At 67.9% G+C, this 12,629-nt stretch carries 12 protein-coding genes; 7 read left to right on the top strand and 5 right to left on the bottom strand.

The genetic code is table 11. The features are described 5' to 3' along the window. Nucleotides 1–198: 198 nt before the first annotated feature. From J2847_RS26875 to J2847_RS26865, 3 genes are read right to left on the bottom strand one after another with little or no spacing between them, the layout of a single operon-like run. The gene (locus tag J2847_RS26875; RefSeq protein ID WP_209781851.1) at nt 199–639 is read right to left on the bottom strand and encodes a periplasmic heavy metal sensor; all 441 of its coding nucleotides are present in this window, start codon (nt 637–639) and stop codon (nt 199–201) included. Next, nucleotides 636–1,064, bottom strand: coding sequence for a hypothetical protein (locus J2847_RS26870; protein WP_209781850.1), 429 nt, complete (start codon nt 1,062–1,064; stop codon nt 636–638). Before J2847_RS26870 ends, J2847_RS26875 begins: the two co-directional genes overlap by 4 nt. Beyond that, nucleotides 1,061–1,597 carry a sigma-70 family RNA polymerase sigma factor gene (locus J2847_RS26865; RefSeq protein WP_211114867.1) on the bottom strand — a complete coding sequence of 179 codons (537 nt, stop codon included), beginning with the start codon at nt 1,595–1,597 and terminating at the stop codon, nt 1,061–1,063. Before J2847_RS26865 ends, J2847_RS26870 begins: the two co-directional genes overlap by 4 nt. Nucleotides 1,598–1,960: 363 nt before the next feature. On the opposite strand from J2847_RS26865, the gene J2847_RS26860 reads away from it, so the two are divergent. The 7 genes from J2847_RS26860 (at nt 1,961) to J2847_RS26830 (ending at nt 10,591) form a co-directional block, all read left to right on the top strand. Then, nucleotides 1,961–2,992, top strand: coding sequence for an amino acid ABC transporter substrate-binding protein (locus tag J2847_RS26860; protein ID WP_085553968.1), 1,032 nt, complete (start codon nt 1,961–1,963; stop codon nt 2,990–2,992). A gap of 84 nt (nt 2,993–3,076) precedes the next feature. Next, nucleotides 3,077–4,234: an amino acid ABC transporter permease gene (locus J2847_RS26855; protein WP_209781849.1), complete on the top strand. Its 1,158-nt coding sequence runs from the start codon at nt 3,077–3,079 to the stop codon at nt 4,232–4,234. After that, complete coding sequence (locus tag J2847_RS26850; protein WP_209781848.1) at nt 4,231–5,379, top strand: amino acid ABC transporter permease; 1,149 nt, start codon at nt 4,231–4,233, stop codon at nt 5,377–5,379. Before J2847_RS26855 ends, J2847_RS26850 begins: the two co-directional genes overlap by 4 nt. Before the next feature lie 22 nt (nt 5,380–5,401). Further along, on the top strand, nt 5,402–6,142 hold the full coding sequence (locus J2847_RS26845; protein ID WP_211114866.1) for an amino acid ABC transporter ATP-binding protein: 741 nt from the start codon (nt 5,402–5,404) through the stop codon (nt 6,140–6,142). Nucleotides 6,143–6,179: 37 nt separating this feature from the next. Next, nucleotides 6,180–6,887 carry a response regulator gene (locus J2847_RS26840; RefSeq protein ID WP_085553972.1) on the top strand — a complete coding sequence of 236 codons (708 nt, stop codon included), beginning with the start codon at nt 6,180–6,182 and terminating at the stop codon, nt 6,885–6,887. 396 nt (nt 6,888–7,283) lie between these two features. After that, on the top strand, nt 7,284–9,488 hold the full coding sequence (locus tag J2847_RS26835) for a methyl-accepting chemotaxis protein (RefSeq protein WP_209781847.1): 2,205 nt from the start codon (nt 7,284–7,286) through the stop codon (nt 9,486–9,488). A 20-nt stretch (nt 9,489–9,508) separates the two neighbouring features. Continuing rightward, a complete protein-coding gene (locus J2847_RS26830) occupies nt 9,509–10,591 on the top strand; it encodes an amino acid ABC transporter substrate-binding protein (protein WP_325169493.1) in 1,083 nt (360 codons plus the stop codon). A 155-nt stretch (nt 10,592–10,746) separates the two neighbouring features. Here J2847_RS26830 and pgmG read toward each other — a convergent pair whose 3' ends face one another. Beyond that, nucleotides 10,747–12,147 (bottom strand): phosphoglucomutase/phosphomannomutase PgmG, encoded by a 1,401-nt coding sequence (pgmG, locus tag J2847_RS26825; RefSeq protein WP_209781846.1) that lies wholly within the window; start codon nt 12,145–12,147, stop codon nt 10,747–10,749. 71 nt (nt 12,148–12,218) lie between these two features. Then, nucleotides 12,219–12,629 (bottom strand): UDP binding domain-containing protein (locus J2847_RS26820; protein WP_209781845.1); only part of this gene is annotated, 411 nt, incomplete at its 5' end.

The raw sequence follows: 12,629 nt of genomic DNA, 5'->3' as shown, positions 1-12,629 counted from the left end.
TGCGTTTCCTCCCGAACCTAGACTTGAGGCGGCTCGCCCATCACGGCGGAGCCGCCTTTCTCTTTTTGGCGGGCAGGGTAGGGGAAGGCGGGATAGGGCAAGGCAGGGCGCCGGCCGGACGGGAAAAGGACCGGGACGGAGTGGCCGTCCCGGTCCTCGCCGGAAAGCGGATGCGCCGATCCGACCGAACACGCTGGATCAGGGAAGGCGGCTTTCGGCCAGACGCAGGCGCGCTTCCGGGGACAGGCGCTTGAGGGTATCGACGATGCGCGTCTCGATCTCGTTGCGCAGCGCCTCGTCGGTGGCGCGCCGTCCCACGAACAGCGCGGCGAGACGATCGGCGTCGAAGGGGCGGGCGACCAACTCCTCGCGCAGGCGCGGACCGAACTCCTCATGGGTGGCGCGCATGCGGACGAACAGCGGCCGCGCATCGTCCATGGCGCGGCGCAGGATCGCCACGTCGGCGGCCGGCAGATCCTTCGCCACATGGTCGACGAGATGGGCCAGTGCGCCTTCCGGGCCGGGAGGCGGGGGAGGGCGCAGCATGTGGGCGACGGCGAAGCCGCCGGCCAGCATGTTGACCGCGAGCGAACCGACCAGGAGGAACCAAGGCCAACGGCGCCGGACGGACGGCGTCATCGCGTCTCTCCCAGATAGCTGACGATCATCGCGCCGGACAAATCCAGGGAGTTCGCCCTCTGCGTGGTCAGGATGCCCTGGTTGTAGGACAGGAAGCCCAGCACGCCCATCATGGCCAGGAAGCCGGCGGTCGGCGCGATGCGGATGGGTGGTTTCGCGAGGAACCATGGAACAAACTCCGGCACGGTCCGTTCGGCCAGCCGTTCGAGGATCCGGTCATGGACGCGCTGCTCGCGCTCCGTCGGGATGGCCGGAACGGTCGCCGCGTCCAGCAGGCCGTCGGTGAGCGCGGCATCGGCCAGCTCCCGCCGGGCATCCTCGTTGAGATCGAGGAGCGCCAGGGCCTCGGGGGCGACCTGGGGCGGCCAGCGGTCGAGGTTGGCACCATGGACCGCGGCGTAACGTTTGAACTCTTTGAGTGTCATGGCCGTACGCCGTCCTTCTGACGGATCAGGGGTTGAAGCCGTGCGCGCACCACGCGGCGCGCACGGACGAGAAGACTTTCCATTGCCGAAACCGACACCTGCAATATTTCAGACGCCTCCGCGCAGGTCATCTCCTCATGATAGCAAAGGCTCAGCGCGGCGCGCTGCCGGTCCGGCAGCGCCGCGATGGCGGCATCGACCTCGGCGCCGATCCGCCGCCCGTCGACGATCGTCTCGGCGCTCCAGGCGGGATCGGCGATCTCCTCGGCGGCGTCGAGCGGCGCGAAGGTCCGCCGGCGCTTGTAGTCGATGGCACGGTTCACGACGATGCGGTAGAGCCATGTCGTGAAGCGCGTTCCGTCGCCGCGCCAGCGGTCGGCGTTCGCCCAGATTTGCAGGAAGGCGTCCTGCACGATCTCTTCGGCATCGCTGGCGTTGCCGACGACCCGTTGCGCCAAGGACAAGCTGCGGCGCAGATGGCGCCGCGTCAGAGTTCCGAACGCTTTTCGGTCTCCGGCCGCGGCGTCCGCCATCAACGCCTCGTCGGATGCCGTATCGTCTGCCCAAGGCTCCACGCCCGTGTCCGTCCGCTCCAGATTGCCGTCCTGATGTTATACGAAGCCATCCCGGCGATCCTGCGCGGCCTGCGACATTTTCCTGTGGGGCTTGTGCGTATTTTCCATAATTGAAATTATGCGATTATTCTATGCAAGCGGGGCGGTTGTCCTCACCGCCATCCACAACGCTCCTCATCCTGTTCACAATCGCGGCCTAACTTGTTCATCGCATCAACCGAAAGTCGGCCTCGGACGGTTCGGCGGTCGAATCGTTCGTTCGGTCCTCCGCCGGTGTCCCTACCGGTCGGTCCGGGCGGGTTTCAGGCAAGGAGATTTCCGGTGATCAGCAAACTCCAGGCGGCGGCTCTCGCGGCTGTTGTGACTCTTCCGCTCGCCCTGTCGGGCACCGCGCAGGCCGGCGCCACCTTCGACGGCGTCAAGCAGAAGGGCTACGTCCAGTGCGGCGTCAACCTCGGCCTGTACGGCTTCTCGGCGCCGGACGACAAGGGCAAGTGGACCGGCCTGGACGTCGACGTCTGCCGTGCCGTCGCCGCCGCGATGTTCGGTGACGCCGAGAAGGTCAAGTACACCCCGCTGTCGGCGCAGCAGCGCCTGCCCGCCCTCCAGTCGGGCGAGGTCGATCTGCTGGCCCGCAACACCACCCGCACCCTGACCCGCGACACCGCCAACGGCCTGAACTTCGCGCCGACCAACTACTATGACGGCCAGGGCTTCATGGTGGCGTCCAAGCTGGGGCTGAAGAGCGCCAAGCAGCTCAACGGCGCCACCATCTGCGTGCTGCCCGGCACGACGACGGAGCAGAACGTCGCCGACTTCTTCCGCGCCAACAAGATGAACTTCAAGCCGGTCGTCATCGAGAAGAACGAGGAGCTGCACAAGGCCTTCTTCGCCGGCCGTTGCGACGCCCTGACCTCCGACGCCTCGCAGCTCGCCGCCATCCGCGCCGCCGAGACGGCGAACCCCAACGACTACCTCATCCTGCCGGAGCTGATCTCCAAGGAGCCGCTGTCGCCGGCCATCCGCCAAGGCGACGAGGAATGGACCAACCTCGTGACCTGGGCCTTCTACGCGATGGTCCAGGCCGAGGAGAAGGGCATCACGGCGCAGACGGTCGACGCCGCCATGACCTCGCCCGATCCGGACGTGAAGCGCCTGCTCGGCGTCACCGCCGGCAACGGCAAGGCGCTCGGCGTCGAGGAGAACTGGGCCTACAACATCGTCAAGCAGGTCGGCAACTACGGCGAGAGCTACGAGCGCAACGTCGGCTCGGGCTCCAAGCTGAAGATGCCGCGCGGTCAGAACGCGCTGCACAGCGAGGGCGGCCTGATGTACGCCCCGCCGCTGAAGTAACGCCGGTACAGGACCTGGAAACGGCGGCGGAGCCTCCCCTGTCGGAGGGCTCCGCCGCCTCCCCTCCCCCGTACGGAGCGTGAGATGTCGAAACTTGTCCAAGCGCTGAACTCCGCGCGCGTGCGGGGCTGGCTGTACCAGGCGCTGTTCGTGTCGGGCACCCTGGCCGTCGGCTGGTATCTGGTTTCCAACACCCTGACCAACCTCGGCAAACGGGGCGTCGCCACCGGCTTCGGCTTCCTGAAGCGCGAGGCCGGCTTCGAGATCGGCGAGAGCCTGCTGACCTACGCCGCCTCCGACACCTATCTGAAGGCGCTGGTCGTCGGCCTGTTGAACACGCTGACCGTGTCGGCGGGTGCTGTGATCCTCGCCTCGATCCTCGGCGTCGCCGTCGGCGTGGCGCGGCTGTCCTCGAACTGGATGGTCGGCCGCTTCGCCGCCGTCTTCGTCGAGACGGTGCGCAACGTGCCGCTGCTGCTGCAACTGGTGGTCTGGTACACCATCATGAACCGGCTGCCGAGCCCGCGCGAGGCGATCGAGGTGCTGCCGCACATCTTCCTCAGCAACCGCGGCCTGAAATACCCGGTCTTCGTCGAGCACGCCGGCCATGGCTGGGCCTTCCTGGCGCTTCTTCTCGGCATCGCCGGGGCCATCGCCGTGGTGCGCTACGGCCGTCGCCACCGCGAGGCGACCGGCAAGCCCTTCCCCACCCTGCCCGCGGCGCTGACCTCCATCGTCCTGCCGCCGGTCGTGGTGTTCCTCGCCAGCGGCGCCCCCTTCGCCTTCGACGTGCCGGTGATGGCCGGCTTCAACTTCGAGGGCGGTTCCTCGGTCTCGCCGGAGTTCACCGCGCTGCTGATCGGCCTGTCGGTCTACACCGCCGGCTTCATCGCCGAGATCGTGCGCTCGGGCATCCTCGCCGTGCCGCACGGTCAGACGGAGGCCGGTCTGGCGCTGGGCCTCAGCCCGGCGAAGATCCTGCGGCTGATCATCCTGCCGCAGGCTCTGCGGGTGATCGTGCCGCCGCTGACCAGCCAATACCTGAACCTGACCAAGAACAGCTCGCTGGCCGTCGCCATCGGCTACCCGGATCTGGTCAGCGTCACCAACACCTCGGCCAACCAGACCGGCCAGGTGGTGGAGGCGGTGGCGATGATGATGGTCGTCTACCTCGTCATCAGCCTGGCCATCGCCGGCTTCATGAATTGGTACAACCGCAAAGTGGCCCTGGTGACGCGATGAGCAAGGACAACCCCTCCCAACCGTCCGCCGCCTGGGCCGCCTCCTACGAGGAGGAGCCCTCGCAGGCCGGGGTTCCGCCCTCGCCCGGCGGCATGACGGCGCTGAAGCCCTTCGGCTGGGCCAAGGACAACCTGTTCAACAGCCGGCTGAACACGGTCCTGACCCTGATCTGCCTCGCCATCCTGTGGTTCGCCGTGCCGCCGGTCGTGAGCTGGGTGCTGCTCGACGCCACCTGGACCGGCTCGTCGGAGGCGTGCCGCGAGGCCGTCGGCGCCTGCTGGTCGGTCATCGTGGTCAAGCACCGGCTGATCTTCTTCGGCACCTACCCCTTTGATGAGCAGTGGCGCCCCTTCCTGGCCTGCGGCCTGTTCGTGGCGATGCTGGGCGTCAGCGGCGTGCGCGCCTTCTGGCGGCCCTGGCTGGTCGGCGCCTGGGCCCTGGTGCTGGTCGGCATGGGCGTGCTGATGTGGGGCGGCGTGCTGGGGCTGACCCATGTGCCCAACGACAAGTGGGGCGGTCTGCCGATCACGCTGATGCTGTCGGTCTTCGCCATCGCGCTGGCCTTCCCGCTGTCGATCCTGCTGGCGCTCGGCCGCCAGTCGTCGCTGCCGGCGATCCGCAGCATCTGCGTCGGCTTCATCGAGCTGATGCGTGGCGTGCCGCTGGTCAGCGTGCTGTTCATGGCCTCGGTGATGTTCCCGCTCTTCCTGCCGGAAGGCGTCACCATCGACAAGCTGCTGCGCGCGCTGGCCGGCCTGACGCTGTTCACCGCCGCCTATCTGGCCGAGGCGGTGCGCGGCGGGTTGCAGGCGATCCCGCGGGGGCAGTACGAGGCGGCCGACGCGCTCGGCCTCGGCTATTGGCAGAAGACCTGGCTGATCGTCCTGCCGCAGGCGCTGCGCATCGTCATCCCGCCGATCGTCAACCAGTTCATCTCCTGCTTCAAGGACACCTCGCTGGTCACCATCGTCGGTCTCTACGACCTGCTGACCGCCGCGACCGTGGCGACGACCGACCCCGAATGGCGCCCCTTCTTCGCCGAGGTCTATGTCTTCGCCGGGCTGGTGTTCTGGATCTTCTGCTTCAGCATGTCCCGCTACAGCCAATGGCTGGAGCGCATGGCGAACCGCTACAACCGCCGCTGACCGGCCTTTTCGGAGACCCGCAATGTCCAACGCCATCATCGAACTCCGCAAGGTCGGCAAGTGGTACAACAGCTACCACGCGCTGCGCGACGTCAGCCTGACCATCGGCAAGGGCGAGAAGGTCGTCGTCTGCGGCCCGTCCGGCTCGGGCAAATCGACGATGATCCGCTGCATCAACCGGCTGGAGGCGCACCAGACCGGCCACATCATCGTCAACGGCACCGAGCTGACCGACGACGTGAAGTCGGTCGAGAAGGTCCGCAAGCAGGTCGGCATGGTGTTCCAGAACTTCAATCTGTTCCCGCACCTGACCGTGTTGCAGAATCTCACCCTCGCGCCCATCTGGGTGCGCGGCATGGCGAAGTCCGAGATCGAGGAGATCGCCATGATGTACCTGCGCCGTGTCCGCATCCCGGACCAGGCGCACAAGTTCCCCGGCCAGCTTTCCGGCGGCCAGCAGCAGCGCGTCGCCATCGCCCGCGCGCTGTGCATGAGGCCGGAGATCATGCTGTTCGACGAGCCGACCTCGGCGCTCGACCCCGAGATGGTCAAGGAGGTGCTCGACGTCATGATCGAGCTGGCGAACGAGGGCATGACGATGGTCTGCGTCACCCATGAAATGGGCTTTGCCCGCTCGGTCGCCGATTCTATCGTCTTCATGGCCGAGGGCTCGATCATCGAGAGCGGGTCGCCGGCCGAATTCTTCGAGAACCCGAAAAGCGAACGGACCCGTCAGTTCCTCGGCCAGATTCTGGAGCATTGAGGACGGGCGGACGGTCAAGGCCGAAGGAGTCCCGCGCATGGCGGCGACCATTGCCATCACCGACGACGACGCGGTCACGCGGGAGACGCTGAAGTCCTACCTGACGGACGAGGGCTTCACCGTCCGGCTGGCCGGAAGCGCGGAGGAGCTGAAGACGCTTCTTGCCGCCGAGACGATCGATCTGGTGCTGCTGGACATCCGGCTGCCGCGCCAGGACGGGCTGACGCTGACCCGCGAACTGCGCGCGGTGTCGGAGATCGGCATCATCCTGGTCAGCAGCCGGGCCGAGAAGCTGGACCGTATCATCGGGCTGGAGATGGGGGCGGACGACTACATCGCCAAACCCTTCGAGCCACGCGAGATCCTGGCCCGTGTGCGCAACCTGCTGCGCCGCCTGAAGGCGCCGGGCAGCCCGCGCGACGACCGGCGGCGCTGCTTCTCCGGCTGGACCCTGTTCCTCGACCGCATGCGGCTGACCGATCCGCAGGACCAGCCGGTGCGGCTGACCAGCGCGGAGTTCGAGCTGCTGTCGACCTTCGTCTGCAACCCCGGCCGGGTGATGAACCGGGATTACCTGCTGACGGCGACGACCCGGCGCAAGTCGGACGCGACCGATCGCACCATCGACAGCCTGGTGCGCCGTCTGCGCCGCCTGATCGAGACCGACCCGGCCGATCCGCGCCTGATCATCACCGTGCACGGCACCGGCTATCTGTTCGCCGGGGACGTGACTCAGGGCGCCTGACCGCTCCGAGAGACCCCGGGCCAACTCCCCCGCCGCAAGCGTTCCAAGCGGCGGCCACGCGCTCGGCAGCCTGGGCCACGGAGACACGGGAAAACATTTCCTGTTGTCTCCGTGGCTTATTTTTATGCAGAAAGCGCCAAGTTCTGCCCGGATTGCAGACAAATCGGAACCGAGCGTTGTCTGGATTCCGGTTTATTCAGCTGAGGCGCGACCAATCTTTAAAACTTATTCAGCAAGACCCGGACCAGGACTGTGACTGGCTGTGATCTTTCGCATCAAATACCGACGAAACGTCACAGTCTGTTCACATATGGACGCTAAACCGTTCAAGAGACGTAGCGATGATGACCGTGTTGCAATCCAGCAGACCGTGCGGCGGCGGCGAGGGGTTTGGGCATGAAGAGATTCGCGAACATGGACGAGTCCGGGGCGCGCTTCCGGTTCTGGACCCTGCGGCGGGCCATGGTGTCGGTGGTCGGCGTGCTGGTGGCGGCCCTGTTCGGCAGCCAGGCCTGGGTGTCGCAACGCTACACCGACTTCGCGGTGGCGACCTTCGACAGCAGCGGCGCCGCGACGCTTGGCGTGCTGGTCAACGACCGCATCCGCAAGAACTACACGGAATGGCTCCAGGGCCACGCCAACGAATGGAGCCGTGACGGCTTCCTCGTCGACAGCGTCAGCCAGAAGGAGTTCGCCAAGGCGACGCTGGCGCTGAAGAACATCTCGGCCCGGCCGATCGTCGTCGACCGCGAGGTCAGGCTGGTCTCGGTCGGCGTCTTCGACGCGGACATGAACCGGGTGGCGGAAACCGGCGGCACGCCCAGGGACACGATCGCCACGGTGCCGGCCCTGTTCGAGGCGCTGAAGGGCCGCGAGCTGGCCGACAGGCGCCGCCCCGCCGCCCTGCTGTGGCGCAACGAGCAGGGCCAGCCCTTGTTCAGCATGATCATGCCGATCGGGGGTTTCCGCGTGCTGGGCTTCCTGGAGGTGGTGACCGACCCCCTGCCCGGCCTGTCGACGCTCGGCGCCGTGCTGAACGCCGACATCCGTTTCAAGGATGCCACCGGCAACGTCCTGTATGAATCGAAAAGCGGCACGCCGCCCTCGGCCGACGCCCAGATCTCCACCACCAGCGTCGTCATCGGCGGCGACGGCGGCCTGCCCTGGGCGACCGCCGAGATTTCCCGCGACATCGGGGAGTTCGTCGGCAACATCGAGCATCTCCGCAACGAGGCGATCAAGATGGTGGCGCTGTTCGCGCTCGCCGTCTCGGTGGCGGCGGCGCTGCTGCTGCGCATGGCGGTCTTCACCAACCTGCGCAAGTTCGCCCGCGCCATGGAGCAGATCGCCGCCGGCGACCTGTCCATCGAGATTCCCCGCACCGGCCGCGACGAACTGGGCGTCATGGGCGCGGCGCTGCGCCGCCTGCGCGGCAGCGTCGAGCAGGTGCTGCTGATGAAGCGCATGGTCGATTCCAGCCCGGTGCCGACCGCGCTGCTGCGGCCCGACGGCAGCGTCGGTTTCGTCAACCCGGCGGCGCGGAGCTTTTGCCGCGACCATGGCATCGACGAAACCTCGGCCGACCTGCTGGCGCAGGGGCCGGGCTTCGCCGCCGAATGCGCCGATCCGTCCCGCCCGCCGATCCCCCGCCGCACCCTGCTGGTCGGCGACACGACGGTCGAGGCGCATGTCGACAGCGTGCGCGACGACCAGGGCAACGTGCTGGGCAAGACCCTGTCCTGGACCGACGTGACCGAGCAGGTCCGCTCCGCGGCACTGGCCCGCCAGCTCATCGAGGACGTCCATCAGGTCGCTTCGGGGGTGGCGCGGCAGTCGGGCCAGCTCCGCAGCCTGGCCGACGCGCTGCGCCAGCAATCGGCCAGCACCATCGACAGCACGGTCAGCGCCGGCAGCTTCGTGGCCGAGAGCAACCGCAGCGCGGCCACCTGCAACGGCAGCGCCGAGACGCTGATGACCACCATCGGCACCGTGTCGGGCCTCGCCCACGAGGCGGCGGACGTCGTTGCCACCACCATCGGCGAACTGACCGCCGCGCGCGGCGTGGTCGAGCAGCTCGGCGAGAACACCGACCAGATCCGCAGGATCGTCGACGTCATCACCGGCATCGCCCACCAGACCAAGCTGCTGGCGCTGAACGCCACCATCGAGGCGGCGGTGGCCGGCGAGGCCGGGCGCGGCTTCGCCGTGGTCGCCGCCGAGGTCAAGAAGCTGGCCGAGGAGACGGCCAACGCCACGGTGCAGATCGCCGGCTCGGTCGGCGCCATCAACGGCAGCATCCAGGGCACGGTCGGCAGCTTCGCGCGCCTTTCCGGCTCGGTCGAGCGCATCAGCACGGTTCAGGACCTGATCGGCGACGCGGTGGCGCGGCAGACCGCATCCTCCACCGACATCAAGGCCCGCGTCGGCGAGATCGCCACCACCTCCGGCGAGATCGCGGCGATCATCGAAGGGGTGAGCGGACAGGCGGCGCGGACCGGCGACATCGCGGGCACCCTGACCGAGACGGCGAACAGGCTGGCCGAGGAGGCGGGTTCGCTGCATAGTCTGCTCGGCACGCTGCGCGCCCAGCAGGCGGCCTGACCGGCGGGCGCGGCATCCGCGTGCCGTGGGCGAGGGGCATGGGCGGGTTGGCGATGCGGATGGGGGACTGGAGACGGCGTTTTTGCGCCGTCGCGACACTGGCTCTGCTGGCCGGGAGCGTCTTCGCCACGGCCGGCGCCCGCGCCGAGGACGGCGAGACGCTGGAGCGCATCCGCAACCGTGGGATGGTGGTCTGCGGCTTGCGCAGCGGCCTCAGCGGCATTTCCTTCACCGACCCGCAGGGCCATCTCGACGGCTTCCTGGTGGACTTCTGCCGGGCCTACGCCGCCGCGACGCTGGGCAACGCGCAGGCGATCCGCGTCGTTCGCCTCCCCGACAAGCCGCAGGAGTTCGACGCGGTCGAGAAGCACGAGGTCGACATCGCGCTGACGACGACGACCTGGACCTTCAGCCGGGACGTGTCTTTCGACGTCGAATTCCTTCTGCCCCTGCTCTACGACGGCCAGGGTTTCGCCATCCTCGCCGACGGGCCGGTTGCGCCGCTGGAGCGGTTGGGAGCGCAGACGGTCTGCGTGAAATCCTCGACCACCACCGAGCGCAATTTGCAGGACCACATCCGGCAGACCGACCGGCCCTGGACGATCCGAACCTTCAAGACCTTCGACGAAGCCTTGCAGGCGTTCCTGGCGCATGAATGCGGGCTGCTGACCACCGACCGCACGGTGCTGGTGACCTCGCTGGCCGGCTACCGCAAGGCCGGGCTGAACGTCCACATCTACCCGGACGTCATTTCGCGCGAGCCGCTGACCCCCTACGTCGTGCGCGGCGACCGCAACTGGTACGACATCGGCCGCTGGGTGATCCACGCGACGATCCTGGCGGAGGCCAGGGGCGTCACCGCCGCCGACGTGCAGGCCGGGCGGATGCCCGACGACCCGGAGCTTCACCGCATGCTGGGCCACGGCGGAAACGCTGCCAAGGCGCTGGGGCTGCCCGACGACTGGGCGCTTCAGGTGCTGGTGCAGGTCGGCAATTACGGCGAGATTTTCGAGCGCAACCTGGGCGAGCCCTACGGCATGGAACGCGGGCTGAACCGTCCCTGGCTGCGCGGCGGCATGCTGTATGCGCCGCCATTCCGGTAAGTCGAAGCTTTGGATTTTCTCCTTCTCCCCCCTGGGGAGAAGGTCGGAATGAGGGGGGGGCGGCGCAGCCGAAATCAGTCCGGCGGACGCATCCCCCCTCACCCTAACCCTCTCCCCAGGGGGAGAGGAGATGACGGTCGAGTGTCGATCGCCGATCAGTGGTGGCCGCCGCCGTCGAAGGACGGGGCCGACAGGCCGGACGCCTTCAACTGCTCGATCAGCGCGCCCTTCAGACGCTCCAGACCCTCCTGGCTGAAGGCTTCGGCGCGGGCGACCAGCACGTCCTGGGTGTTGGACGCGCGCAGCAGCCACCAGCCATCCTCGGTCGTCACGCGGACGCCGTCGATGTCGTTGACCTTGGCGCCCGACGCCTTGACCCGCGCCTTGACCTCGTCGACGACGGCGAACTTGCGCTCCTCGTCGATCTGGAAGCGGGTCTCCGGGGTGTTGACCATGTCGGGCAGGCCGTCGCGCAGCGCCGCCAGGGTCGTGCCCAGCTTGCTGACCAGACCGGCCAGACGCACGCCGCAATAGAGCGCGTCGTCGAAGCCGTACCACTTGTCGGCGAAGAAGATGTGGCCCGACATCTCGCCGGCCAGCGGCGAGCCGGTCTCCGCCATCTTGGCCTTCAGCAGCGAGTGGCCGGTCTTCCACATCAGCGGGTTGCCGCCATGCTTGGCGATCTCGTCGAACAGGGCCTGGCTGGCCTTGACGTCGGCGATGATGGTGGCGCCGGGGTGGCTCTTCAGCACGTCGGCGGCGTAGAGCGCGACGAGCTGGTCGCCCCACACCACGCGGCCCTGATGGTCGATGGCGCCGATGCGGTCGCCGTCGCCGTCGAAGCCGATGCCGAGGTCGCAGCCATGCTCGGCCACCGCCTTCTTCAGGTCGACGAGGTTGGCCTCGACGGTCGGATCCGGGTGGTGGTTGGGGAAGTTGCCGTCGATGTCGTCGAACAGCAGGACGTGCTTGCCCGGCAGCTTGGCGGTCAGGCGGCGCAGGATCTCGCCGGCGGCGCCGTTGCCGGCGTCCCAGGCGATGGTCAGGTCGCGGGTGCCGTCATAGTCCTTCAGCAGGCGGGCGACATACTCGTCCTGGACGTCGATCGTCTCCGACGAGCCCTCGCCCGTCGCCCAGTCGGCCTTGGCGGCCAGGGTGCCGAGGTCGAGGATCTGCTGGCCGTAGACCGGGCCCTTGCCCAGCATCATCTTGATGCCGTTGTAGTCCGGCGGGTTGTGCGAGCCGGTGATCATGATGCCGGCCGCCGCCTCGCGGTCGCGGGTGGCGAAATACAGCATCGGCGTGGGCCCGAGGCCGATGCGCAGGACGTGCAGGCCGGTGGAGACCAGACCCTCGACCAGCGCCTCTTCCAACGCCGGGGAGGAGAGGCGGCCATCATAGCCGACGCAGACGGTCTTGCCGCCGCCGCGCACCACCACGGTGCCGAAGGAACGGCCGACCGCGCGGGCGTCGGCCGGGTTGAGCGTCTTGCCGACGATGCCGCGGATGTCGTACTCGCGCAGCACGGTGGGATGGAAAGTGTGGGCTTCGCTCATGTTCTTCTTGTCCTTCCGTTTGGACGCCGTCTCGAACCCAACCGCTCAGAAAATAAAGTCTTGGCCGGCCGTCAGGCCTTGGCCGGTGTGGGCCGGCCGATCGATGTGTAGACGAAGCCGGCTTGCGCCATGTCGTCGGGATTGTAGATGTTGCGCAGGTCGACCATCACCGGCGCCTTCAGCAGGGCCTTGACGCGGCGCAGGTCGAGCGCGCGGAACTCGTTCCATTCCGTCAAGATGGCGACGCAATCGGCGCCCTCCAAGGTGCCGTAGACGTCCTTGGACCATTCGACGCCGGGCAGCAGCTTCTCGGCCTCGTGCATCGCCGCCGGGTCGTAGGCGCGCACCGTGGCGCCGGCTGCCTGAAGGGCCGGGACGATGTCGAGTGAGGGGCTGTCGCGCATGTCGTCGGTGTTGGGCTTGAAGGCGACGCCCAGCACCGCCACCGTCTTGCCGGCCACGCTGCCGCCGCAGGCCGCGAC

The sequence above is a fragment of the Azospirillum agricola genome, from assembly GCF_017876095.1.
Lineage (GTDB): Bacteria > Pseudomonadota > Alphaproteobacteria > Azospirillales > Azospirillaceae > Azospirillum > Azospirillum agricola.
Note: the sequence above shows the minus strand (reverse complement) of the source record. Positions and strands in the feature narration are given on the sequence as shown.